This window comes from Methylotuvimicrobium buryatense 5G (assembly GCF_000341735.1).
GTDB classification, from domain to species: Bacteria; Pseudomonadota; Gammaproteobacteria; order Methylococcales; family Methylomonadaceae; genus Methylotuvimicrobium; species Methylotuvimicrobium buryatense.
Map to the genome: position 1 here is coordinate 3,557,625 of NZ_KB455575.1, position 23,958 is coordinate 3,581,582.

At 47.9% G+C, this 23,958-nt stretch carries 23 protein-coding genes; 5 read left to right on the forward strand and 18 right to left on the reverse strand.

What is annotated here, in order from left to right:
* Positions 1 to 389 precede the first annotated feature (389 nt).
* The 12 genes from METBU_RS0116060 to METBU_RS0116115 form a co-directional block, all read right to left on the reverse strand.
* A complete protein-coding gene (locus tag METBU_RS0116060) occupies positions 390 to 941 on the reverse strand; it encodes a chemotaxis protein CheW (RefSeq protein ID WP_017841595.1) in 552 nt (183 codons plus the stop codon).
* A 9-nt stretch (positions 942 to 950) separates the two neighbouring features.
* Complete coding sequence (locus tag METBU_RS24400) at positions 951 to 2,900, reverse strand: HAMP domain-containing methyl-accepting chemotaxis protein (protein WP_017841596.1); 1,950 nt, start codon at positions 2,898 to 2,900, stop codon at positions 951 to 953.
* 92 nt (positions 2,901 to 2,992) lie between these two features.
* Positions 2,993 to 5,176, reverse strand: a complete 2,184-nt coding sequence (locus tag METBU_RS0116070) for a chemotaxis protein CheA (RefSeq protein WP_017841597.1) — start codon at positions 5,174 to 5,176, stop codon at positions 2,993 to 2,995.
* A gap of 4 nt (positions 5,177 to 5,180) precedes the next feature.
* The gene (locus METBU_RS0116075) at positions 5,181 to 5,474 is read right to left on the reverse strand and encodes an STAS domain-containing protein (protein WP_017841598.1); all 294 of its coding nucleotides are present in this window, start codon (positions 5,472 to 5,474) and stop codon (positions 5,181 to 5,183) included.
* Between the two features lie 73 nt (positions 5,475 to 5,547).
* Entirely contained in the window at positions 5,548 to 5,916 is a 369-nt protein-coding gene (locus METBU_RS0116080) for a response regulator (RefSeq protein WP_017841599.1), read from the reverse strand.
* Positions 5,917 to 5,926: 10 nt separating this feature from the next.
* Positions 5,927 to 7,123 (reverse strand): methyl-accepting chemotaxis protein, encoded by a 1,197-nt coding sequence (locus METBU_RS24405; protein WP_017841600.1) that lies wholly within the window; start codon positions 7,121 to 7,123, stop codon positions 5,927 to 5,929.
* A gap of 16 nt (positions 7,124 to 7,139) precedes the next feature.
* Positions 7,140 to 7,523, reverse strand: coding sequence for a response regulator (locus METBU_RS0116090; protein WP_017841601.1), 384 nt, complete (start codon positions 7,521 to 7,523; stop codon positions 7,140 to 7,142).
* Between the two features lie 279 nt (positions 7,524 to 7,802).
* Positions 7,803 to 8,450: a response regulator gene (locus tag METBU_RS0116095; protein ID WP_017841602.1), complete on the reverse strand. Its 648-nt coding sequence runs from the start codon at positions 8,448 to 8,450 to the stop codon at positions 7,803 to 7,805.
* The gene (locus METBU_RS24410) at positions 8,428 to 9,954 is read right to left on the reverse strand and encodes a PAS domain S-box protein (protein WP_017841603.1); all 1,527 of its coding nucleotides are present in this window, start codon (positions 9,952 to 9,954) and stop codon (positions 8,428 to 8,430) included. The genes METBU_RS0116095 and METBU_RS24410 overlap by 23 nt, the downstream gene beginning before the upstream one ends.
* Positions 9,951 to 10,388, reverse strand: coding sequence for a response regulator (locus tag METBU_RS0116105; RefSeq protein ID WP_138767363.1), 438 nt, complete (start codon positions 10,386 to 10,388; stop codon positions 9,951 to 9,953). The genes METBU_RS24410 and METBU_RS0116105 overlap by 4 nt, the downstream gene beginning before the upstream one ends.
* Positions 10,389 to 10,413: 25 nt before the next feature.
* Positions 10,414 to 13,926, reverse strand: coding sequence for an MASE3 domain-containing protein (locus tag METBU_RS25410; RefSeq protein WP_017841605.1), 3,513 nt, complete (start codon positions 13,924 to 13,926; stop codon positions 10,414 to 10,416).
* Positions 13,927 to 14,487: 561 nt separating this feature from the next.
* The gene (locus tag METBU_RS0116115) at positions 14,488 to 15,501 is read right to left on the reverse strand and encodes an asparaginase (RefSeq protein ID WP_026130268.1); all 1,014 of its coding nucleotides are present in this window, start codon (positions 15,499 to 15,501) and stop codon (positions 14,488 to 14,490) included.
* Positions 15,502 to 15,559: 58 nt separating this feature from the next.
* Here METBU_RS0116115 and METBU_RS0116120 point away from each other — a divergent pair, with 58 nt between their 5' ends.
* The 3 genes from METBU_RS0116120 (at position 15,560) to METBU_RS0116130 (ending at position 19,161) form a co-directional block, all read left to right on the forward strand.
* Complete coding sequence (locus METBU_RS0116120; RefSeq protein WP_026130269.1) at positions 15,560 to 16,051, forward strand: dihydrofolate reductase; 492 nt, start codon at positions 15,560 to 15,562, stop codon at positions 16,049 to 16,051.
* A gap of 145 nt (positions 16,052 to 16,196) precedes the next feature.
* On the forward strand, positions 16,197 to 18,167 hold the full coding sequence (locus METBU_RS0116125; protein WP_017841608.1) for a multicopper oxidase family protein: 1,971 nt from the start codon (positions 16,197 to 16,199) through the stop codon (positions 18,165 to 18,167).
* 172 nt (positions 18,168 to 18,339) lie between these two features.
* A complete protein-coding gene (locus tag METBU_RS0116130; protein ID WP_017841609.1) occupies positions 18,340 to 19,161 on the forward strand; it encodes an AlbA family DNA-binding domain-containing protein in 822 nt (273 codons plus the stop codon).
* A gap of 442 nt (positions 19,162 to 19,603) precedes the next feature.
* On the opposite strand, the gene METBU_RS0116135 is transcribed toward METBU_RS0116130, so the two are convergent.
* Together METBU_RS0116135 and METBU_RS0116140 are read right to left on the reverse strand one after the other, a co-directional pair.
* Complete coding sequence (locus METBU_RS0116135) at positions 19,604 to 19,858, reverse strand: DUF2442 domain-containing protein (RefSeq protein WP_017841610.1); 255 nt, start codon at positions 19,856 to 19,858, stop codon at positions 19,604 to 19,606.
* An 11-nt stretch (positions 19,859 to 19,869) separates the two neighbouring features.
* A complete protein-coding gene (locus METBU_RS0116140) occupies positions 19,870 to 20,163 on the reverse strand; it encodes a DUF4160 domain-containing protein (protein ID WP_017841611.1) in 294 nt (97 codons plus the stop codon).
* 140 nt (positions 20,164 to 20,303) lie between these two features.
* On the opposite strand from METBU_RS0116140, the gene METBU_RS0116145 reads away from it, so the two are divergent.
* Positions 20,304 to 20,624: a tyrosine-type recombinase/integrase gene (locus tag METBU_RS0116145; protein ID WP_083877759.1), complete on the forward strand. Its 321-nt coding sequence runs from the start codon at positions 20,304 to 20,306 to the stop codon at positions 20,622 to 20,624.
* 213 nt (positions 20,625 to 20,837) lie between these two features.
* Here METBU_RS0116145 and METBU_RS0116150 read toward each other — a convergent pair whose 3' ends face one another.
* From METBU_RS0116150 to apaG, 4 genes are all read right to left on the reverse strand, one after another.
* Positions 20,838 to 21,164, reverse strand: a complete 327-nt coding sequence (locus tag METBU_RS0116150) for a hypothetical protein (protein ID WP_017841613.1) — start codon at positions 21,162 to 21,164, stop codon at positions 20,838 to 20,840.
* Positions 21,151 to 21,429, reverse strand: a complete 279-nt coding sequence (locus tag METBU_RS0116155; RefSeq protein WP_017841614.1) for a hypothetical protein — start codon at positions 21,427 to 21,429, stop codon at positions 21,151 to 21,153. Before METBU_RS0116155 ends, METBU_RS0116150 begins: the two co-directional genes overlap by 14 nt.
* 692 nt (positions 21,430 to 22,121) lie before the next feature.
* Complete coding sequence (locus METBU_RS0116160; protein ID WP_017841615.1) at positions 22,122 to 22,955, reverse strand: symmetrical bis(5'-nucleosyl)-tetraphosphatase; 834 nt, start codon at positions 22,953 to 22,955, stop codon at positions 22,122 to 22,124.
* 2 nt (positions 22,956 to 22,957) lie between these two features.
* Positions 22,958 to 23,314, reverse strand: coding sequence for a Co2+/Mg2+ efflux protein ApaG (gene apaG / locus METBU_RS0116165; protein WP_408607033.1), 357 nt, complete (start codon positions 23,312 to 23,314; stop codon positions 22,958 to 22,960).
* A 101-nt stretch (positions 23,315 to 23,415) separates the two neighbouring features.
* Here apaG and METBU_RS0116170 point away from each other — a divergent pair, with 101 nt between their 5' ends.
* A complete protein-coding gene (locus METBU_RS0116170) occupies positions 23,416 to 23,937 on the forward strand; it encodes an ankyrin repeat domain-containing protein (RefSeq protein WP_017841616.1) in 522 nt (173 codons plus the stop codon).
* Positions 23,938 to 23,958: the final 21 nt, after the last annotated feature.

Here is a 23,958-nt window from a genome sequence, read left to right on the forward strand (position 1 = left end):
GTTGTTTCCTGTGCGTGTGGCGTTTGTGTCTGTCTTGGGTTGAGCAATGCGCGTTCGCCCGAATGACGCTCAATATTATTTTTTATTATTATTTCTATTCTTTGCTAGTCTAATTTCTGCACCGGAATAGTGACAAAGGACGCGGTGAATACATCTATGTACGCTCAATAATCCCTAACCTATAGCGTTTTATCTGTATTCATAACATTCTTGTGATGCTGCAGTTGCCGAGAATCGAAAATCAGCCGAACACCTCGGCGCCTTCATACGATAATGTCGAAATGTGAAGTGCAATAGGTATGGATTCCATAGTCAGCATGCTCCCATATAAACGATCGTCAAATATCGGCAGAGCTGTTCGGGCTTAGCCATAACACATCGACACATCGTTATTCGATGTCTAACGGACGAGTTTCGCCGGCCTCGCTCAATGCAGCCATTTCATCGACCGAAAGTACGCGGTTGCCGTTTAACAAAATAATGAAGCGGCCGTTGCTTTTGGCCATGCCATTGATGAAGTCAGGGCGGATGCCAATGCCGAAATTGGGGGGCGGCTCGATTTCTTGTTGTGCAATATCGATGACTTCGTTAACGGCATCGACGATGATGCCAATGTCGTGTGAGCCCTCCCCCCCGTTTTCGGTTTCGACGATCACGATTCCGCTTCGTTTGGCGATTGGCGTCATTCCTTTGCCGAAGCGCGCCATCAGATCGATGACCGGGACGACACTACCTCGCAGGTTGATGACACCGCGTACAAAATCGGGCATCATCGGGACTTCGGTTAATTCGCCGTAGGCTATGATTTCCTTGATATTCAAGATGCCCAGCGCATATACTTCGCCGTTTAGCATAAAAGTGAGGTACTGACCGGCCTTGGCGAGCGTTTGCGTGTTTTTTACCACTGGCTTGCGTTCGGTTGTCGTTGCGATTTCAGTCATGAGTTCCTCCTAAAAGCGTGCGAATTGCTTGAGATCGAATTCGCTCTCAACGTCGGTTGTTTCGTATTCTTCGATCGGTTTGACAGGTTTGGTTTTTTTCTGCTCCCTGACAGCAAAGGCCGGCGATTTTTTTTCGTTCCGCGCGATAGTGAAGAACCCCATCAAGCTTTGTAATTGTTCGGCTTGCCCTGTCATTTCTTCTGCAGTCGCGGCCAACTCCTCGCTTGCCGAGGCATTCTGTTGAGTGATCTGGTTCATTTGATTCATCGCAGTATTGATTTGGCTGACACCCGAGGCTTGTTCTTGAGAGGAGGCGGCAATTTCTTGAACCAAGTCTGACGTTTTTGCGATGCTAGGTACGATTTCGTCGAGCAATTTTCCAGCGCTTTCGGCGGTCATAACGCTGCTTTCCGCTAGTTCGCCGATTTCTTGTGCGGCTATTTGGCTACGTTCAGCCAATTTACGCACTTCCGCAGCGACTACCGCGAAGCCTTTTCCGTGGTCGCCTGCTCGAGCAGCCTCAATGGCGGCATTTAATGCCAACATATTGGTTTGATAAGCGATATCGTCGATGATGCCGATTTTTGCCGCGATGTCTTTCATTGCCGAGACGGTTTGTTTGACGGCTTCTCCGCCTTCGGTTGCTTCTTTCGATGCTTTGCCGGCCATGCCGTCGGTAACTTTGGCGTTTTCCGAATTCTGATTAATGCTGGCGGCCATTTGTTCAATGCTGGCGCTGGTTTGTTCGACGCTGGCGGCTTGCTCGCTAGATGCTTGCGACAACGATTGCGACGTTGCGCTTATTTGCTCTGAAGCCGAACCTAATTGGTCGGCAGCTGCGACGACTTCGGCTATCGTTTGCGAAAGCTTGACGATGGTATTGTTGACCGTTTGTTTGAAGTCGTTGAGTTGGCCTTTGTAGTCGCCGGCAATGTTGAGTGTAAGGTCGCCTTGTTCGACTCGCGTCAATACATCGATGGCTTCGTTGACGGGTACAATTACGCCATCTAATGTATCGTTCACGCCTTGGACAATTTTACGGAATTCGCCTTGATGTTTACTCGCTTCGGCTCGTGTTGCCAAGCGACCGTCCGTGGCGGCTTGAGCTAGCATATTGGCATCGTCGACCAAGGATTGAATAGCCGACATCATGTTTTTCATTGCCGCCATCACACTGGATCTATCGTCGGATTTCAATTCGATTTGGGTAGATAGATCGCCGACTGCAATTTTATTGGCCAGCATGACGACGAAATCGGGTTCTCCTCCGAGTTGAGCCATGATGCTGCGAGTTATCCAGGCCCCTAGAGCAAATAACGCAATCAACATCAAAAAAGCACCGGTCAGCATCATGGTTTTCGACGAATTGACTTGCTGATTGCCTACAGCAACCGCTTCATCGCCATATTTGACGTTCAAATCGATGATTTTGGCTAGCGTTGCTTCTGCTTTTGCGAATAAAGGTTCGTTCTTTTGAGTGCGTTGATAAAACTCTGCGAAGAGATCCTTCTGACGCTGCTCGTCCCGATTTTCGCTTAATGCGGAAATCGTATCGGTAATCTTGTTATCGGCTAACTTCCATTCCTCCCATTCACTGACGAATTGTTTCCACAATACGGCTTCTTCCTCGGTTTGCGGCAGCGGTTCGTAAAGTTTCCAGCCATTATCGATGCGGCGCCATATGTTTTTTTTCCTATTCGCTTCTTCGGAAAATTGGGTTTGCGCTTGATAGTCGTTCTCGAAAAAAGCGATGCGCCGGTTGGACGCGCTGATTGCGGTTTGCCCTTCATTAATGATTTCAAGACCGAGTACCGACGGCAAACGAACTTCGCCGACTTCGCTAAGTGAAGCGGCCGTGCCGACTAAACCGTACCAGCCGAATGCACCGACGATTAGTAACGCTATAAGAGCGACGGCTTGTATGCCGATTAACTTTGTTTTTAATGTCAGATTTTTCATAGTTATCTTCCGATTATGTGTAATTAACGAATAACCATTTCAGTCGATTACCGGACCCAGGCAAACGTGCGATCCAGTGGTCGTAGCGGATATCAATGTGTGTTCGAAGCAAATTCTTGTTGTCTTAGCAATGTCGGGACATCGATAATCAGTGCGACTTCGCCGCTACCGAGAATCGTCGAGCCGCCGACCCCTTGCACATGCCCGAACAACTTTCCGAGTGGTTTGATTACCGTTTGCAGTTCGCCTTTTAGTTTGTCGACGACCAAACCAGCCTTGACGCCAAGATGTTCGACGACAATGACATTTTGGCGTTTTGATAGGGTTGCCTTTTTGTTGAACAGTTGGCGCAGGCGAATGAAAGGCAAAACTTCGCCGCGCAATTCCATATAATCGTGATTTTCATTAGGCGGCAGCGCGACGCATTCGACGACCCTGTCAAGCGGTATCACATAAGAAGATTCGCCGACGCCGACTAAAAATCCGTCGATGATCGCAAGCGTCAAAGGTAAATAAATCCGCAGTGTCGTACCTTTTCCGGGTGTACTGTCGATAGCGATGTCGCCCCGTAATTCGGTGATATTGCGTTTGACGACATCCATGCCAACGCCACGGCCGGATAAGTTTGAAATTTGATCGGCAGTCGAAAAGCCGGGTTCGAAAATCAGCGAATAAACTTCCTGGTCGCTCAATGTTTCACCAACTTGTATCAACCCGCGTTCGACCGCTTTCGCTAAAATCTTGTCACGGTCAAGTCCGCGTCCGTCGTCTGAAACTTCGATTACAATGTTGCCCGAGCTATGGTAAGCATTGAGTTGTAAATTTCCTTGCGCGGGTTTATCGCGTTCAATGCGCAACTGGGCTGGCTCGATGCCGTGATCCATCGCATTACGCACCAAATGCATCAAAGGATCGCCGATTTTTTCGACGACCGATTTATCGATTTCAGTATCGGCGCCGCTGATATGTAACTTAATGTCTTTACCCAATTCTTTGCTGACATCGCGAACGACGCGTTGAAAACGGCTGAATGTGGATCCGATCGGCACCATGCGTAGTTGCAGTGCGCTGTCGCGTACTTCCTCGACAAGGCTAATGACGGCCGCATTGGCTTCTTGTAAAGCCATGTCTCCGGTTTGCGAGGCGCGTAAGCTAGCGGATGCACCGGCGATAACTAGCTCGCCTATCAAATCGATTAGTATGTCGAGTCGTCCGGCGTCAACGCGAATACTTTGGTTCTCAATTGCCTTGCTCTCCTTGACGCGTTGCTGTTTTTCGAGAGCGGCGCTGACGATCGGTTTTTGTACGGTTTGTTGTTCGATAAGAATGTCGCCGATATGCTGCGACTGTTGTCGTTCGCGTTTGGCTTGTTGAGCCTGAAGTCCCTCTTCAAGTTCGCGGCGCGTAATGACGCCGCATTTGATCAACAACTCGCCGAGTTGCATGTCATCTGATTCGAGTGAGTCGATCAAATCGATGTAATATTCGATCTTGCTTTCCAGCGGTAGGATATGAATTTGGCTGCCGGCCCTTACGAAATCGAAAACATTCTCGATATCGGCTTTTTCCGCATCGCTTTTGAAGACAATTTCGAAGATGAGATAATTGCTTTCAGGATCCATTTCGCCGGCGCTTGGTAACGCTTGCGTAGATGTCGTCAACTCGATGATTTCACCGAGCTTCGTCAAATAAAGGATGAACGACAACGGGTCCATGCCATCGCGCAGACAATCCGGATTGAAATGCAAAAAGAGATGCCAATTGCCGCTTTTTGAATTGTCGCACTCAATATTTTGGACACGATGGGTTTCGTCTTGCACTTGGATAGACTGTGATGCCACTTGGCTCGAATCGGTCTGTTTTCCCTCGGCGTTATCGAGAAAGGGCTGCAATCCCGCAATTATTTTTTCACTTTGCTTCGTTAGATCAGAATTTTCTTCGGTATGTCCTTTGGCAATTTCTCGAACTAGAATGCCGAGATGGTCGCAACAAGGCAGCAACGCGGCGACCAATTCAGAATCGACTTTTAAAAGACCGTCTCGCATGGCATCGAGCACGCTTTCAACAACGTGAGTAAAGCCGACGATGTGTTCGAACCCGAATATGCCCGCGCCACCTTTGATTGTATGAGCCGCGCGAAAGATTGCATTGATGGTTTCTTCGGATTCTTCAATGCTTTCCAGTTCCATCAAACCCTCTTCCATGACCTGCAATAACTCGGCGCTTTCGATGGTGTAGTTAACCAGCAATTCCTGCATTTCTTTATCTAAACTCATCGTTTTACTCCTCGTCGCTGGAGAGCACTACTTGATCGCCGAAAGTGCCGGTCAAGTTGGTCAGCTCCAATACGTTCAGGACCGCTTGGCTATGCATGACAAACTTGAGTTTTTTACCGGCTTTCATGGCTTCGCGTTTAATCAGGATCAAAAGCTGCAAGCCGGCGGTGTCGATTTCCGAAACATTAGCGAGATCGACCTCCAATTCTTCGTCGCACTCGAGAAACTCAAGTAAGCGCGGCTTTTGTTCTGCTGCGTTGAAAATGTTGAGTTCGCTTTCCAGAGCTAGAGTTTGCATGAGTTCTCCTAGGCTTTAAGTTCGGTTACGATTGCTGAGCCATTTGCAGTGCCATCGAGCAGATTATTGAAGTTCACGGGAGAATCAATTTGGAAACTGCGGCTAGCATCTGTTGCGGCTGAAACGGCTTAACGACCCAGGCTTTGGCGCCTGCCGCTTGACCCTCTTGGATCTTACTTTGCTGTGATTCGGTAGTCAGCATGATGATCGGCGTAAATTTATAGGCAGGTAGTTTTTTGGCTTCTTTGACGAATGTGATGCCGTCCATGTTCGGCATATTGACATCGGAAATGATCAAATGAATTTTCTTGCCGTCCATTTTGCTTAGTGCGTCTTTGCCGTCGCAGGCCTCGATGACCTCGTAGCCGTCGCCTTTCAACGAGATTTTGACGAGTTGACGGATCGATGAGGAATCGTCGACGATCATGATGGTTTTGCTCATGGTTTTTCTCCTAGAAAAAAGTAATGATTGAAGGGGCGTCATCGGCCGTTTGGTCCGGCTTCCGACCCTCTTGGTGAAGCTGGCGCTCTTCCGCCATCGCGTAAGAGCGTTCCAATTCGGCCATTAACGCTTCGGGATCGATGGTTTCGATTTCGCCGTTAGTGTTGAATTTTTCGAGCATGCTGTCGAAACGAGGAGGCAGGCTTTCGATGTTTTCGCAGACGTGACTGAGTACTTGGCTGACACGGTCTTGGAATTGCAAGCTGACGATAGCGTTTTGCACTTCCCGTTGAATACAGGCGCTTTCGTTGCGTAGAATTGCCGTCGATTCGGCAAGCGTATTCGTGGCTTCGTGAAAATCGCTCAAAACTTTGTTGATCGATTGCTCGGCATGATTGACCGACTCGGCATCGTGTTCTGCTGTATGCGTGGCTTCTTCAAATGCCGAAGAGATCGCGGCATTGATCGTTTCGACTTTTTCGGTGATGCGTTTGCCGGTTTCACCAGACATGGTCGACAGTTTACGAACCTCATCGGCCACCACCGCGAAACCTCGACCTGCCTCTCCGGCGCGCGCCGCCTCGATCGATGCATTGAGCGCGAGCAGATTGGTTTGACCCGCGATGCCGGCGACATCGGCGGCCATGGTTTTCAGATCGTCGATGAATTGCAGCAATCGGTGTATTTCCATCAGCAGAGCATCTTTGTTTTGTTTAGCCGCGCGAAGAGAATTGACGACGGTTTCGAGTTCTTGCTTATTGCGCTCGAACATCACGACTAAACCGGAATCGCCCGAAGCCATCGCCGAAGCGTCGATCGATTGTTCGATGCGGTCAATGATTTCGCTAAATTGGTCGAGAAGTTGCATCGTCGCGTTTTCCATCTGGCTGCGGGAGCTTTCGATCTGCCGTGTCCATACCGGCATCAATTGGTGTGCCAAATGTTGCTGATTTTCCAGTAATGTTGCGATCAAATTTTTGTCGGATTCCCGGTTTTTTGTATTATCCGAATTTAATGTGGCCGCGACTTGACCTGAAAGTGTATTGCTGAGGCGTATGCCAATACCGATAGCAACGATAGGCAATGATGCGGCGATTGCCGCAGCTTGCCAACCAAGGTCCGCAATAGCGGTGATCGCGACGGCACAGGCGCCCATTGCACCGATAATTGCCGTACCGATCAGGCAAGCTGTTCTGATGTTTTCCATATTGACTCCCAGTCGACTAATGTTTTGAATTCATATCCGGGCGACCGACCAAGCCCGTAATGACCTCGATAATATTGTTATAGTCCTTGATCTTGTCGAAGAAATAGCTGGCGCCATATTGCAATGCACGCTTTTTGTGCTGCTCGGTCGGGACGAGTGTCATTACTAAAATGTGTACGACTTCGCATTTGGATTTGATAGCTTTTAGAACTTCGAATCCATGACCGTCTTCCAGGCATAAATCGAGCAAAACGATTTCAGGATGGTGAACGGTGGCCAATGCGATCGCTGTTTCAACAGAATCGGCTTCGAGTAGCGAATGTTCCGGAATGCTGAGGCTAAGCATTTCGATGATTCGTTGGCGAACCAACGGGGAATCTTCAACAACCATCAGTTTCATGACTTTTTAATAAATGTTTTTCGTTGGGAAGCATCATGCGAAAAAAAGCGCATAAAAAATATCGGTGTATTTCCGAAATGACTTCTAGGAAAAAAGACGAGTGGCTATAGGAAAATTCCTATAAATGGTTTGTAAGCCGTGTTGCTTGCGGGCTATTGGTAGTTCTTAAGGAAAGAAGGTGTCGGGGGACGGGTTGATGAGATTGCAAACGATTTCACGTTTTCGAGAAGAACTCGATGCATACCGGCTATAAATCCGGCTTTTGTTGTCGGTCGATTTTCAAGGCATATCTAGAAGCTGATGTTTGATTGCATAACGGATTAAGTCGGCGTTAGTCGTCAATTGCATTTTTTGGAGGATATGCGTCTTGTGCGTGCTGATGGTTTTTACGCTGACAGAGAGTCGGTTGGCAATTTCGGTCAGGCCTTGACCGTCCGCCAATAGTTTGAAAATTTGAAATTCGCGGTCGGAGAGCAATGTGTGCGGTGGTTTGTCGCCGGATGATGTATTGCTATTAAATTCCATCGCCATGCGTTCAGCCGACGCTGGACTAATGAAAATGCCGCCGCTTGCCGCTTTGCGGATTGCCGAGACCAGTAATGTTGATGCGCTTTCTTTGGTCAGATAGCCAGAGGCGCCGGCTTTATATGCGCGAATCGCATATTGTTCCTCGCTATGCATGCTGAGGATTAGTACCGGTAATTTAGGTTGATCGGATTTGATTTGTTTCAACAATTCCAAACCGCTACGCCCGGGCATCGTCATGTCCATTACCATGACATGAATGTCGAGTTTACGCATGAGCCGGAGCGCTTCCATGCCGTCTGAGGCCTCGCCGACCACTTCGATGTCGTCGGAATCGGCGAGGATTAGCTTCAGGCCTTCGCGCAAGATCGCGTGATCGTCAACCAGCAATACTTTTATCATGTTCTTTTAATGGTTCGGTAATGACTTGTTTTGGCAGCATGACACGAATTTTGGTACCTTGTCCCGCTTGCCCGGTGATATCGATATGACCGCCCAGCGAGGTGACGCGTTCGCGTATGCCAAGTAAGCCGAACGGCTTTCGTTTGTTCGCGCTAGCGGCTTGGTGAATAAGGCCGATACCGTCGTCTTTTATCGATAGTACAATGCGTTCGTCGCAGTCTTCCAGTTCGACATCGAGACGGGAGGCTTTGGCGTGGCGTGCCACGTTGGTGACGGCCTCCTGCAAAATACGAAATATCGTTGTGTTAAGAACGTTATCGAAATCGAATTCCTCATGGCTTATTTTTAAGGTATATTCGACGCCAGTCCGCTCTTGAAATTCTGCGAGTAACCATTCGGCAGTTGCGGCCAATCCTAGGTCATCGAGTAAACCGGGGCGCAGGTTCGCAGAGATACGGCGCATCGAGTCGACCGTCGAATCGACGAGTGTGATCATATTGTCGGTTTTGACGAGCATTTCATCCTGGTCGTCGGCAAATCGTGTTAGCAACCAGGTTAAATCCATTTTCAGCGCGGTTAGTGCTTGTCCCAGTTCGTCGTGTAGCTCCCGCGCGATGCGAGTTCTTTCTTCTTCCCGGACCGACTGTAAAAAAGAGGACAATTCGCGCAAACGGCAGCGCGATTCGTTCAATTCGCGCTCGGCTTGTTTTCGGCGGCTAATGTCATGAAATGCCGTTACGACCGCTATGACTTGGTCGTTTTCGCGGATCGGTGTAGCAACATAAGAAACTTCAAAAAATGAGCCGTCGCGACGAATGAAAATTTCATCCTCGGTACGGTAGGGAATACCTTGACGGGTATAGTTGCCGACCGGGCAATCTTGTTCTGGATAGGGCGAACCGTCCGCTTTGAGGTAATGTATCAGTCGATGAAGATTTAGTCCGCTGACTTCGTTATTGCGCCAACCTAACAGCCTCTCCGCTTCGGGGTTTATGAACAGGATGCGTCCCTGGGCATCGGTAACTGCCAGTCCTTCGCCCAGCGCGCCGACGATGTTGTTTAATAATTTTTCTTTTTGTTTCAACGCCTGTTCGACTTGACGTTTTGTCGCGCGGTTTTTCGCTTCGGCGACTTCTCTTCGAATGGCGGGAACCAGTCGGACAAGGTTGTGTTTCGGTATGAAATCGTGAGCGCCTTTTTTCAGCAGCGTGACTGCGGTTTCTTCGTTCAAACAACCTGAAATAACGATACAGGGGATATCGAGATTGTTCGCTTCGAGGATATCGAGTACTTCGTAAGCGCTGAATGCCGGCAGATTATAATCGGAGACGATGACGTCCCAAGGCCGACTATCGAGTAATGTATGTAGGTCTTGTTTATTTTGTATCGCAGTATGCTCGAACGACAGTCCATCTCTTTCAAGAGTTGATATGACTAGCGCTTCGTCCAACTTATCGTCTTCGATCATCAGGATCGAAATTTTGCCGATTTGAGTCGTATTCATGTTATTACTGTTTCATTCCAGTTCAGCCAATAGCCGGCAATTTCGCGCACGGCTTCGACAAACTTTGCAAAATCGAGCGGTTTTTGGATATAGCTGTTGGCTCCGAGACGATAACTGGCTTCCAGGTCGCAGGATTCTTTGGACGAAGTTAATACGACAACCGGAGTTAGACGAGTTTGATCGATGCCGCGGATTTGTTTGAGCACTTCCAAACCGTCCAGTTTGGGTAATTTTAAATCGAGCAAGATGATGCGAGGTAATAATCGGCGATCTCGTTCGCTATGCTTGCCGCGAGCAAACAAATAGTCCAGTGCCTCTTCGCCGTCTCTGACGACTTCTATTTTATTCGTAATGTTATTATCTTGTAAGGCCCTGAGCATCAACGTAACGTCGTCTTCGTTGTCTTCCACCAGCAATATGACTTTGTCGCTCATGTTATATAATCTCATGGTAGTAAAATTAGAGTTTGAAAAAAAAGGTCGCTCCTTCATCCGGAACGCTTTCCGCCCAAACGCTGCCGTTGTGACGAGAAATAATACGCTGTACCGTCGCCAAACCGACACCTGTACCCTCGAATTCATCTTCGCTGTGCAGCCGTTGAAAAGCTCCGAACAGCTTGTGCGTGTATTTCGGATTGAATCCGGCGCCATTATCGCGCACAAAATAGACCGTTTGCTCGTTACTACGATAAAAACCGAGTTCGATTATAGTCGGTTCTCGATGACGCGTGAATTTCCATGCGTTGGCTAACAAGTTTTCCAAAACGATTTTCAATAATTGACTGTCGCCGAATATGCGACAGTCAGGCGCTATTAGGAATTCAGCCTTGCGCTCCGGTTCCCTTTGCTTGAGGTCCGTAAGAATCTCTTGCGCCATTTTTGATAAATCGACTTCGACGTATCGTAATTCGCCTCGGTTAACGCGGGACAATTGTAGCAAGTCGTCGATTAACTCAGCCATGCGCTTGGCTGCATTTTGAATACGATCGAGATAGCGGCGAGCTTTTTCGTCCATCGAATCGCCGTAATCGACTGATAGCATGTGTGAAAAGCCGTCAATCGCGCGCAACGGTGCACGAAGATCGTGGGAAACCGAATAACTGAATGCTTCCAGTTCTTTGTTGGCCGCTTCAAGCTGGGCCGTGCGTTTTTTAACGCGTTGCTCCAGTTGTCGGTTCAGGGCCTCGATCTCGGTCTTGTTTTGCCAGCTTTCGGTAATGTCGAGATGCATGACGACTGCGCCAAGCTGTTCTTCGGTCGATAGCGGTACGGCGATCATACGGTACCAACGCTGCTGATCCGGGGAGTTGCAGTCGTATTCATTGACGAATTGCGGACTTTGTCCGGACAGTACGTTTTTTAATCCATCAATTGTCGATTGAATGTCGGAATTGAGGCAAGTGGCGTTGTAACAGGCTTTAGGGTAATTGGTGCCGACGCCGAATTGTTGTAATGATAGACCGTTTTGACGCGCAAAATCATCCCAGCGCTTATTTACTGCAATAATTATACCGTCGTTGTCCAGTAACGCTAAATTGGCGGGGAGTGCGTCAAGTATCGCGCGTAGAATATTCGATTGATGCTGCAATTCTAGCTGGTTTTTCTTCAATTCATATTCAGCGAGCTTTCGTTCTGTAATATCGAGCGTCGTTCCTGTCATTTGTATTGGTTTTCCGTCGGCATTTAGAACGGTTTCACCTTGTCCGAGAATGTAGCGTATTTTTCCATCGGGCCTGCGGATACGGAATTCGCAACGGTAAGTGGATGACGTGTCGAGCGCTTTTTGAATTTCGTTGATGAAGAGTGTCCGGTCTTCTTCGACAATGAATTCGAGAAATGCATCATAGCTGGTTGCGATGCTTCCGGGCTCTAGGCCTAAAATACGGAAGCGTTCGTCTGACCACGACTGCCGGCCGGATTCAATGTCCCATTCCCAGCTACCCATGTGCGCGATGGCCTGTGCTTTGGATAGGTTTTGTTCTTTTTCGGTCAGGGATTGCTGGGCTTTTTTACGTTCGGTGATGTCGTTGAGAGTGGAGCGGCTGGCAATATAATGGCCTTGTTCGTCATAAATCGCGGTGGCGTTGACCGATACGAAAAAATGCGAGCCGTCTTTACGGACCATTTCGAACTCGAGATCTTGAACCGAACCTTCGTGTTTGAAGCGAGGAAAGTTTTTTTGAAATACTTTAACGTATTCGTCGGGAATCAAATCGATAAAAAGAACCTTGTCGACCAATTCCTCGCTTTCGTAGCCAAGCCAGTCGAGTTCGGTTCGATTGATTTTACGAATCACGCCGTCGCTATCCAAAGAATGGTATCCGCAGGGTGCATTTTCGTAGAGGTCTTCGATTTCGGCTTTCGAGCGAAGCAATTGTTTTTCTGTGCGTTTTTGCTCGGTGATGTCCAGCAAGGTCCCGAATATTGCGATCGGTTTACCCGCTTCATTCGTCTGAACATGAATCGATGCCTGTATATGACGTATCGCACCGTCAATTCGTACAATACGATATTCCATTTCGATCGGCTCGAGGTTTTTGGAGATATCTTCAAGAGCGGTCAATACCTTGTCTCTGTCTTCAAAATAGAGCAATGAAGCGAACGATGAGTAGTCGGGTTGGCGCGATTGCGGAGTCATGCCTACGATCCGAAACATTTCGTCGGACCAGCTCATTTGATCACTGATCAAGTCCCATTCCCAATTGCCGAGATGTGCAATCGCTTGGGCTTGTGACAGCATTTTTTCTTGACGGACAAGGTTGTCTCGGATTCGTCTGTGTTCGGTGACATCGCGAAAAACCATGACGACACCGATGATCGAGCCGTCTTTGTCGATAATCGGCGATGCTAATTGCTCTATCGAATACGTCGTGCCGAAAGCCGAAACTATCATGGCATGGTTGGCCAGCAATATTGCCCGTTGTTCGCGCAGACAACGATCGACCGGGTTTTCGATCGGGCTGTGATCGGTTTCGTCGAAAACTTTAAATACCTCGGCAAGCGGACGACCGGATGCCGCTTCGTTCGACAAGCCTGTCAATTGCGAAGCGACGGTATTCAACGAGGTCACGATACCTTTCGAATTAGTCGTGATAACGCCGTCCATGATCGAATGCAGCGTGACTTCCGCGCGCTCTTTCTCTCGATGCATGGCTTGCCTGGAAAGCTCCAGTTTGGCGTAAGGGTCGCGTACCAATTGTTCGAATAAAACACGGTACAAAAAGAGATAGGCCACGATTTTGTATATGTGCCCGAGCAAATTGAACGCGTCGGTCACGCTGGAATAACTGGTGAAGCATAATTCGCTGATGACGATGACGCTGGCTGCAGGACAAAGACCGCGACAATCGAAATGCATTCGAGTCTTAGTGGATACTCGGTAAAATAATACGGCCGATACGGCATACATCGTCATCACGATGTATTCGGCAATTTTTTTGGCGGGTGTCAAACCGCTTTGTTCGTCCCAAAACAGCGGTATCCAAGTCGGATGCCATAATTCGACCCAATATGTCAAAGCGGTTATCGTCAAAAAAAACGCGAGTAGGCGATAACGTCCTTGTTGAGACTTGAATGGTCGCCAAGCCAGCGTTGATGATGCTAGCATTGCGGCGGCCAGCATGAATCGAGCAGCAAGCCAAAACACAATCCCTTTTTGCGGACTGCTGGGGCTAATGAAGTCCGGCATGCCTTGATACGACATTAAATGCGCGAAATCCAGTAAGCCGACAGACAAAAAAGCGGTGCCTAGAATAGTTAGGTTACGTGGACGGTCGGCGTCGCATGTGTTCCAGATAATTCCAAAAATCATGCATGAAACGATGACCGAAAAAGTTTCCATTATCGTATGTAATGGAAGATAGGAGTCGATTTCGCGTAACTCCGATATCGGTGGCAAGAGAAGAAAAATGAAATAAATCAGAGCGAAAAAGCCGACTAGAATCCAAGTTTTGAGAATTAGGCTATTGATCATGACTTATTTTAAAGGGATAAGCACATCTTGGGCGGTTGCTGATTATGCTGTGAAAAAGGCGATGATTATTCTATAGGCTGACTATAACACGGAAATTTGATGGTATTGATTCGAATCGATTAAACCCTAGTCCTTTTATTTTACCTATCGTAGATCAAAATACGACACCGCGGCGCTCGTCAAAGGACGTCGTGAATCCAGCACATAAATTATCCAAGAAAATTCACTATGAACTATGGAATTTAGGTGTAGGGTGAATATGTTCTTGTAGACTCTTTGCCAGCATTCATGATGGCAAAGCCTTGCTATCGCCGTGGCTGGTGACGTGAACATCAATGTTGCATTACGCCCAGGATGGCGTGTAATAGGGCGCCACAGTAGGCGCTTTAGGCGACAACTAGTCTGACATGTGGCAAGTAGAAAAATCCCCCTGCATTTTCTGCATTCTTTTCATCCCTGTAACTCAGCAGTTGCCGAGAAGTAAAAATCGACCTAACGCCCCGGCGCCTCTTCAGGCACTAATGTAAAGCGTATAAAAGGCCTGTTCGAGGTGCGAAGGAGTTATAAATGTTCCGAGGCAATTTCAAGCTTGATGAATCGACTTATGTTGCTATCGCTAAAATTACCGTAAGCCAGCAGCAGTTTCACATAAGCACATTCGAGCGACAGATTCCAAAGCATTTCGGCGCCTTGTTCGAGTAATTCTCGCGTGCTTTCGTAGGCGCTATCGGTGTGTATCGACGGCGCCAGATAAACCGGAATGCCCTGCTTACTGCAACGTTCGATGAACGGCAGCAATGACCAATCAGCGCCCCACTGCATCGAAGCGCACGCTGTGCCGGAATGATAGAGATCGTGCAATACCGCATCGATGCCATCCAAATTAAACAGCGTGTAATTCAACCCCGGATAAGGCCTGATTAATGCGATGCGTTTCGAGAAATCCGGTTTTAAATCGAAAGCCGTGCCGGCTTTGTTTTTAAGCGTGATGAGCGGTTCGGAAAAAACGCCGTTTTCGAAACGGCAATAGCTTTTGTTTTGCACGCTGATAAAATCGCCGCTGAGTTGCAGCGAAGAAGCCAGGCGGCTGCCTAAATGGATTTGCGTGTATTCGCCCGGGTTTCGATAAGGGACGAAAACGCCCGTTTCGCGGCGCTGACGGATGAATTCGATCGCGGCGATAAAATTGTTCAAGCCGTTGGCCTCGGGATGATCAAGGGGGCGGTCGCTCGATACCAGCAGCATCGGTTTGTTTAGCGCATGGAAATAAAGACTTAACGCGGCGGCGGTATAGGCTAAGGTATCGGTGCCGTGCGTGACGATGACGCCGTCGTAGCGTTCGGGTTGCTCTGCCTCGATGGTTTTAATCAGTGTTTCCCAGAAGGTAGGTGTAATATTTTCGCTTAAAATTTGAACCGGTCGTATCGTTGTGAAGTCGATTTGTGAATGTTCCGGATACTGTCGTTCAAATAGCTGCAGTAAACGGTATGGCGCGTTGACGGAAGTTGCGATCGTGCCGCAGGAAGCCTCCGATCCGATCGTGCCGCCGGTAAATACAAGCAAAACGTTTTTCATAGTATGATGAATTCCAAAACAAATCTTCCAAGAATAGCAAAGACCTTTTTTTAACAAAATGAAAATATCTCTAATCGTCGCCATGTCTAGTAATCGCGTGATCGGTATCGATAACCGCTTGCCGTGGTATTTATCCGCGGACCTGAAAAAATTCAAGTCCATCACGATGGGATCGCCGATATTGATGGGCCGTAAAACGTACGAGTCGATCGGCAGGCCGTTGCCGGGACGGATCAATATCGTTATTACGCGTAATCCCGATTACCGTCCTTCGGGCTGCGAGGTATATAACGATATCGAAAGCGCGATGGAAAGTTGCCGTAATCATAACGAAATTTTCGTGATCGGCGGAGCGACATTTTACGAGGCCATGCTGCCGGTTGCCGATTACCTATACCTAACCGAGGTTAGGTGTGCGTTCGAAGGCGATACTTTTTTTCCGGAAATCGACAATAATCATTGGTTGGAAACGCATCGTGAGGATATTCACAATGACCCGGACGTTTCCTTCGGGTACAGTTTTGTGAAGTTGGAAAGAATAAAAAAATAGGCGGATTCAACCGATCATCAGTTCCCTCATGTTCAGATTTTAAATCACAACGAACACGACGGCGGCGACAATACCATGCTGTTTAGAGAAATTGTAATCATGCATTCGTTCGGCAAAATATAATTACAAAAAAGAGGAAGGAACAATGACAAAACTAATCAATCAACAAAGACGTCAGTTTTTACAATATTCGTTTTTCGGCGTGGCCGCAGCTTCCTTGCCCGGCATTAGCGCTGCGGCGATGAAACAAATCAAGAGCGAGCCCTCCCCCGACTTCAACCCCGATGTCGAAATCGAATTTACCTCGCGTAACGCTTTCGTGCCTATTCTAAGCAATGGGGAGAAGTCAAAAGTACAAAAATATTATGGCAAGCTATTGAAAGGCCCTAAGGATACCTTGCAAGACCTCGGCGATAATTTTTTGGGGCCTGTGATGAATCTGGTCAAAGGCCAAAAAGTCAGGGTTTATTATCGTAACCGGCTAAGCGAACCATCGATCATTCATTGGCACGGACTGCATGTACCGCAAGCCAGCGACGGGCATCCGATGTATACGATAGGTCCTGGCGAGCAATATGTGTATGAATTCGAAGTGATGAACCCTGCCGGAACCAGTTTTTATCATTCGCATGCGCATGAAGTCACCGGCGATCAAGTCTATTTCGGCTTAGCTGGGTTGATTAAAGTCACCGACGATACTGAAAAAGCCTTGGGACTGCCCAGCGGCGAATACGATGTTCCGTTAGTGCTGCAAGACAGGCGCTTCGACGCCAAAAACCAATTGCGTTACGTACATGGCATGCACGACAAAATGATGGGCTTTCTCGGCGATAAAATTATCGTTAATGGCAAGGAGGATGCCGAATTTTCGGTCAAGGCGCGGGCTTACCGCTTCCGTGCTTTGAACGGTTCCAATTCCAGAATCTATAAATTGGGTTGGGATGACGGTACGCCGTTGACCGCGATCGGCACCGACGCCCATTTACTGGAAAAGCCGGAAACGCGCCCTTACATCATGCTGGCGCCCGGCGAGAGGGTCGATCTTTGGCTCGACTTTAGCGGGCGCGAAGCCGGGTCGAAGCTCGTTATGTATAGTTTGCCGTATACCGGTGCGATGCCGCCGATGTATGAACGCATGCACGGCATACAAAGCGATCATGGCGGCATGGAGGAGAATGACGCAGCAAACGAAACCCGCGGCATGGGCATGATGGGCGGCGGAATGATGTCGGGCGGCTTGGCGCAGGGCGCTAAATTTGCCGTCGCGACCTTCAATGTCACCGCAACAGCCGAAGACTCGCCCAAGCTACCGGCCCAATTGGTCGCCTTCGAGCGTTTGACCGAACAACACGTCGATAATGCCGCTAAACCGATTCCAATCGGGATTTCCGAAAAACCGATGCGGCCGCAACTGAACGGCAAATCGTTTACGATGGATCATGTGTTCGATTTTGAGAAAGTCAAGCTGGGTTCGATCAAAAAAATCAAAATCTTTCATGATCATGGCCCTGGCGGCGGTCAGCACGGCGATGCCAAAATGGAGCACGATCCTAAACCGAAAGCAGATTCGGCAATGCAGATGAAGCATGGCACCGATAAACAAGAAGGAGAGTCGATGCAAGGCGGTCATGGCCGCGGCGGCATGGGTAAGATGGGAGGCATGCGCCATGGCGGCGGTATGGGCATGATGGGCGGTATGCAACATGACGGCGATGCACAACAAGCCGATCATGAAGGCGGAATGGGCATGGGTCGCGGTATGCGTGGGATGCAGCACGGTGGCGATACCGACATGCAAATGGGCGGTGGTATGGAAGAGGGAGAAGGTATGGGTATGATGGGCGGCATGAATCTATCGATGGCGCATCCGATTCATTTACACGGTCAACAATACCAAATTCTATCGAGAAAAATCGGTCCGATGGGTTCGAAGGGTTATGAGACCGTCAAAGACGGTTTCATCGATAGCGGTTGGAAGGATACCGTCTTGGTCATGCCTGGCGAAGAAGTGGAAATTGCCAAGCCCTTCCAAGATTTTAAAGGCCTGTTCTTATACCACTGTCATAATCTGGAGCATGAAAACTTGGGCATGATGCGGCAGTTCTTGGTTGAATAGACTGGGCTGCCGGATTAACCAAGATCCGGCATGATTTTTACGGTATTCATTTTCCCCTTGTCGAAGACGCTTACATGGATGTAAGCGGTAGACTGCGTCGGGAACCGGCAGTCGAGGTGGCGTATTAACTCGAAGGGCTAACGAATTCATACAATTCCAATTTAATTCCACTATGCAGTTTCTGACCAGTTTAGTTTTATTTCGCACCCGGTATTGGGTTGCTTTGTATTTTACGGCCGCCTTGCTCGGTGCCCTGATCGGCTTTTTCTTTTTATATCCGATCAACGAATTCGTTTATTACTTCGAACACGAACGCTACCGGCCCGATGCAGCGAATGTGATTCGATATGTGACCGGTGAAGTGATGAATTCGCTGAGGGGCAAGACTCCGATGAAAACAACTTTTTATGCTTTCGTCGGCGCAAGTTTAGGCTGCATTACCGCGTTGCTTTACAATGTCATGCATCGGCGCTGGCTGCAAATTCAACAGCTTACGCATGAGTTGGACAAGGATTTAGAGGCGCTGATCAAACAGGGAGAAAATCCGCATTTGGAATTTAAATCGTCATTGCGCTGGGACATCGTTGAAAATCGGGTTAATCGCGCGCTCGAGGGCGTCGTGATCAAGACCTTAGCCGGCTTTATGAACGGACAAGGCGGCACATTATTGATCGGGGTATCCGACGAGGGCGAAATCCTGGGATTAAACCAGGATTATCAAACGTTGAAAAAACCCGGCCGTGACGGATATGAGCAGCTGATCATGACCATGATCGCGTCGAATATGGGCGCCGATATCTGTCAATTCGTACGGGTCGTCTATCATGATCTCGACGGACTGGATATTTGCCGCTTGATCGTGCTCCCGTCAACACGCCCGGTCTTCATTCAACAAGGTAACAACCCGAAGCTTTATTTGAGAACCGGCGGCGGAACACGAGAGCTCAATGTGCAGGAAGCAATGGATTATATGAAGGTCCGCTGGCATAAATAGCCGGTATACCCGATTCCCAAAATCCCGTTTTCCAATAACTGTTACTCTCGGAGATTGATGCTGAAAAGGCTTTCACGTTTTTTCAGAAACCACGGCCTGTGGTATGGTCAATTCTTAGCAATACCGGCTTAAAAAATTGGGGTATTCTGAATCCGGTGTTGAAAAGTTAACGTTTGGCCGTGTCAAAAATTTCATTGATTGTTGACGCCAATAAAAAACCAACTTTTAACCGAACCTTGTCGAATGTTGAAGTACTGTATAACTGACATTCGAACCGACAATTTTTCGAGAAGACCACAGGCGACATCCGGCCACTTTGCGACATTTAAAGATTTTAGCGTATGACGGCAGTAATTACGAAAGCAATCGCTTAACGTAGAGTTAACCGGGCGCGGCTCACCAAAGCTTGAAAATTGATAAAGTGGCAAATGGCCTCGCCCGGTTAAGCGTTTTGTTGGACCGATTTTTTTTTGCATTTATCGTAAACAAACTCAGGATCGAGGTCGGCTCCAGACTCCCATTCAATGGTGTCAAAAACAACTCTAACTTTTTCAAATGATTTGCAATCTTTAAGACGATTAAAAATTCCAAAACCCAAGTATGGCTTCATATCTAACACGCCGCTTTCGCCGTTACTAAAGGTGATATCAAGCATGAAATCATCTCTGGGGACAACATCTGTTACTGATGGATACATTTTATTCCCTCCTATTGTAATGGTTGAATTTTGAACGGTTCCTCACCATTCATAACCAAATTCCAGTCATTCATAAGTTCTTCTTGATGTATTTCAGCCCATGCTAAGACAAGCTTTATTTGCCTCCTCGGCAAATTTCCCTCAATCAGTTCACATGTGCGTATGTCTACCGTAGCTGTATATTCAGCATAGTAGACATGAAAGTGCGGTGGCGGATGTTCACCAGGCGCAAAGTACATGCGGATGATAATTCCATAAAACGTCGATATTGTTGGCAAGACAATCCCCTGTTTAACATCTTTCATCCGGCGGGACCGCTGGAGAGTTCCGCCTTATGAGGGTTTTGATTTCACTCTGCCCCGATTATCTTGCGACCCCGATTATCTGATGGAGTTTCACTCTTTATTTACAAAAATAAAAATATAAAAATGCCGCCAAAAAATTCATTTGGCAGTGGCTTTTCCCTCGACAGTCATTAACATTGGTCACGGAAACGCAAGAACGTAAGCGCTATCATATCCATGAGTTTGTGGTACAGAAAGCGATCAAGCGTGCAGTAAATGATGCTAAATTGACCAAACGGGCAACCGCCCATACTTTGCGGCATTCCTTCGCCAGCCATTTATTAGAATCCAATTATGACATTCGCACTATTCAGGAATTGCTAGACCACAGCGATATCAGAACCACGATGATTTATACCCATATAGTACAAAGCAGAACACTCAAGCAAGCAAAAAGTCCATTGGATTTTGATACAGAATAAGTTGTCTTATTTTTCGATCATAAAGTGACTGCTTTTATTCGCTTTTCTGCCATTAAGAAATTAGTATTCTATGACGGCTTTGGGTCGTTTTAGTCTATTTCGATTCAAACCCAAAATGACATTGGTGACTGGCTGCTATTGAGAAGTTCGGCATTTGCCGTGAAAACAATTTGGTTTTTTAAGGACAATTGAAAAGCCGGTATCTAAGGAGAGTCACTTTTTGCCATAGGTGTTATCGTGGTCAGGGGCAATGGTTAGAAGACGAATGAAATCGCCATCACAATAAGCGGTAGCCCTTCTGGCTTGGGTGATCCGCAACGAATAAATTGCATCAATCCCCGTCGGGGGGTTGACACTAATGATCTTTTCCCACTTTATGCCGCTGTCTCGATAAACTTGATTCCAGGTCATTTGCCGTATTTTGTTGAGAGAGTCTAAGGCAGCGTGTCTTTCCGGCTTTTGCAGCATAAATAAGTTTTTTTGAAAAACAGGGTTGTTAAGATCAAGCCTGACCAGTTTATCTTGGTCATTCTTCGCCACTTAATTTCTCCAGCATGCTATCCAAATTACTTTCAGCGGGTTTATTGGTTTGCGCCCAAGACAAGGCATTTTGCAAGTCTGTAGCCGCTTTTGGTTGGTGTAACCAGCTTTCGTTGTCAGGGATGATAGTTGCCGTGCGTATTAGCCATACCCCCGGCTCTTGCTCCTCCACTAGCACTTGTCGGCCAGCGTAATGCTTCCCAAGTGAGATTTGCCCATTTGCGCCAATGACTTTGACACTAGGTTGTGTAGTTGCTCTCGACATTGCAACCTCCTTAATAATATAAGAAGGCACTATAGCACCAACATGGAAAAATTAATAGCTCCCGACAAGGGGGAAAATATTCGATAAAAACCTAAGCGAAGATAACCGGGGATGTAAGCGAATTTTTAGCAATTTCAATAAACTATGATAAATAATAAACGTATTCGCCATGCCGGACTATGGCTCATATCAACCATTTTTGAAAGATCGGCCAACACCCTCCGGTCGGGGTAGCAATCTAGATTTAATAGTTAAGGCATTCTGCGACCCAGTCGACTGTCCGGTATTCGGCCAGCAATTCCCAATTTGGAGATCAAAAAGGGTGCGGGGTATGCTTGGCGAGGATGTCGGCAGCAGGGCAGGTTTTTGCTCCTCGGCAATTGCTGAGTTACATGGATGTAATGAATGCAGAAAATGCAGGAGCATTTTTCTGTCCTGCATTGCCCTACTACACGCCATCCTTGGCGTTCGAGCTGCCGCCAAGCCCCCATGGATGGGTTTACGGCGTTCCTCGACAGGCATACCCCACACCCTAAAATCGGCGAAACTGCTCAAACTGGGAATTGCTGGAGTATGTGGTGGTGGATGCACTTTTGGCGCAAAGTTCATGCGCATAATTATGCCATAGAAGCGATGGGTATTTTGCTTGTCAATACCTGATACCAAATACCCGAAAGGGAAATACCAATAAATCAGCTCTTTTTTTGCCTAGGCTTCAATACGCCTTCGCAATCGATACTGACTCGGAAAACACTCTCTCCCAAATGTAACGCTGTTAGTGCGCCGCCCCAGAGACAGCCGGTGTCGATGCAATAACAATTGTTGCCTCGATAGTAACCGAGCGAGGACCAATGTCCGAATACGATGCGCAGGTCGGCGTTTTTACGGTTGGCAATTTCAAACCAAGGTTTTAAATTCTTAGACTGGGTTCCAGGCGGCCCGTTATGAATAAAATCGAGTTTGCCGTTATCATCGCAATAGCGCATGCGCGTAAAACAATTGATAATAAAACGTAGCCGCTCGACGCCTTTTAATTGAGGCGACCATAGGTTCGGTTTGTTGCCGTACATGTCTTTGAGAAAATCGGCATAATTGGAATCTTGTAGTGCATTTTCCGCCAGAGCGGCCATTTCGCGGGTCGTGTCGAAATCCCATTGCGGGGGCAGGCCGGCATGCACGAGACAAAAGTCGTCATTGTAGTGAAACAGCGGCCGATGTCTGAGCCAATCGAGCAGTTCGTCTCGGTCCGGCGCCTCGAGGATTTCGCTCAGCGAGTCTTTTTTGCGCTCGGATCTAATCGAACAAGCCGTAGCGAGCAAGTGTAAATCATGATTGCCCAGTACGGTCACGGCCGAGGAACCAAGCGATCTTACGAAACGTAGGGTTTCCAGCGATTTCGGCCCGCGGTTGACCAAGTCGCCCGCAAACCAGATTTGGTCGGAGCGTTCATTGAATCGGAGTGCATCCAATAGTCTAAGCAAATCGTCGTAGCAACCTTGAATATCGCCAATCGCATAAATGGACATGGTCAGTGTAAGGTTCTAGGAATCGACAGCGTGAACTTAGGGATATAAGCTTCAAAATCCTCGCCGTCATCGGAGCGCATCGAATATTTGCCTTGCATCACGCCTACCGGCGTTTCGATCATTGCGCCGCTGGTATAACGAAATGATTCGCCGGGTTTGAGATAGGGTTGTTCGCCGATGACGCCTTCGCCCGTAACCTCTTGTACTTTGCCGTTGGCATCGGTAATCAACCAATGCCGAGTCAATAATTTCGCCGGAATCATGCCGGCATTGGTGATCGTAATCGTATAGGCGAAGACGTAACGTCCTTCTTCCGGGTATGATTGCGTTTCGATGAAATGAGGGGTAGCCTCGATCATGATTTTATTTTTTGTGCTCATCGACGATGGTATAAATTATGAATGCTAAATTGATTAGTATTTCAACTTAACTCGGTTTTAAACGCAAGCAACTATTCAACATGAGATTCGACAGAGCGTTTACTATTCTATTGCTTTTGTTGCCATTGAACGTTTACGCGGCAAGTGCCGTTGATTTGTTTTCCGCCTCGGTCGGCGGTAATCAAGCCCGAGTCGAAGCGCTTCTGGCTCAAGGCCTCAATGTTAATAGCGCAACTCCCGGCGGGCGCACCGCATTGATGGGCGCGAGTTTCGGCGGTAATGCGCGGATTGCGCAAACTCTCTTGGCTTACGGCGCCGATGTGAATATGGCCGATAATACCGGGACGACGGCGTTGATGGATGCATTGATGTTCAGTCATGAAAATATCGTTAACTTGTTGATAACGGCAGGCGCCGATGTCAATGCCAAAGACAATCAAAATATAACGGTATTGGGTCGAGCGAAAAAAGTCGGTAATGAGCGCATCATCAAAATCCTCGAGCAAGCAGGCGCTCAGGAAGCACCGGAAGTCGAAGAAACGGAGCCTGTGGAGGAAGAAGGCGAAGCCCCTGCGGAAGAACAAGAAAAGCCTGAAGAATAGAGAGGGGAATCGAGATTTTCG

Bases quoted from the DNA above. Each gene is read 5' to 3' on its own strand.
- METBU_RS0116060 (WP_017841595.1), bottom strand. From the start codon at position 941: ATGACTGAAATCGCAACGACAACCGAACGCAAGCCAGTGGTAAAAAAC.
- METBU_RS24400 (WP_017841596.1), bottom strand. From the start codon at position 2,900: ATGAAAAATCTGACATTAAAAACAAAGTTAATCGGCATACAAGCCGTC.
- METBU_RS0116070 (WP_017841597.1), bottom strand. From the start codon at position 5,176: ATGAGTTTAGATAAAGAAATGCAGGAATTGCTGGTTAACTACACCATC.
- METBU_RS0116075 (WP_017841598.1), bottom strand. From the start codon at position 5,474: ATGCAAACTCTAGCTCTGGAAAGCGAACTCAACATTTTCAACGCAGCA.
- METBU_RS0116080 (WP_017841599.1), bottom strand. From the start codon at position 5,916: ATGAGCAAAACCATCATGATCGTCGACGATTCCTCATCGATCCGTCAA.
- METBU_RS24405 (WP_017841600.1), bottom strand. From the start codon at position 7,123: ATGGAAAACATCAGAACAGCTTGCCTGATCGGTACGGCAATTATCGGT.
- METBU_RS0116090 (WP_017841601.1), bottom strand. From the start codon at position 7,523: ATGAAACTGATGGTTGTTGAAGATTCCCCGTTGGTTCGCCAACGAATC.
- METBU_RS0116095 (WP_017841602.1), bottom strand. From the start codon at position 8,450: ATGATAAAAGTATTGCTGGTTGACGATCACGCGATCTTGCGCGAAGGC.
- METBU_RS24410 (WP_017841603.1), bottom strand. From the start codon at position 9,954: ATGAATACGACTCAAATCGGCAAAATTTCGATCCTGATGATCGAAGAC.
- METBU_RS0116105 (WP_138767363.1), bottom strand. From the start codon at position 10,388: ATGAGCGACAAAGTCATATTGCTGGTGGAAGACAACGAAGACGACGTT.
- METBU_RS25410 (WP_017841605.1), bottom strand. From the start codon at position 13,926: ATGATCAATAGCCTAATTCTCAAAACTTGGATTCTAGTCGGCTTTTTC.
- METBU_RS0116115 (WP_026130268.1), bottom strand. From the start codon at position 15,501: ATGAAAAACGTTTTGCTTGTATTTACCGGCGGCACGATCGGATCGGAG.
- METBU_RS0116120 (WP_026130269.1), top strand. From the start codon at position 15,560: ATGAAAATATCTCTAATCGTCGCCATGTCTAGTAATCGCGTGATCGGT.
- METBU_RS0116125 (WP_017841608.1), top strand. From the start codon at position 16,197: ATGACAAAACTAATCAATCAACAAAGACGTCAGTTTTTACAATATTCG.
- METBU_RS0116130 (WP_017841609.1), top strand. From the start codon at position 18,340: ATGCAGTTTCTGACCAGTTTAGTTTTATTTCGCACCCGGTATTGGGTT.
- METBU_RS0116135 (WP_017841610.1), bottom strand. From the start codon at position 19,858: ATGTATCCATCAGTAACAGATGTTGTCCCCAGAGATGATTTCATGCTT.
- METBU_RS0116140 (WP_017841611.1), bottom strand. From the start codon at position 20,163: ATGAAAGATGTTAAACAGGGGATTGTCTTGCCAACAATATCGACGTTT.
- METBU_RS0116155 (WP_017841614.1), bottom strand. From the start codon at position 21,429: ATGTCGAGAGCAACTACACAACCTAGTGTCAAAGTCATTGGCGCAAAT.
- METBU_RS0116160 (WP_017841615.1), bottom strand. From the start codon at position 22,955: ATGTCCATTTATGCGATTGGCGATATTCAAGGTTGCTACGACGATTTG.
- apaG (WP_408607033.1), bottom strand. From the start codon at position 23,314: ATGATCGAGGCTACCCCTCATTTCATCGAAACGCAATCATACCCGGAA.
- METBU_RS0116170 (WP_017841616.1), top strand. From the start codon at position 23,416: ATGAGATTCGACAGAGCGTTTACTATTCTATTGCTTTTGTTGCCATTG.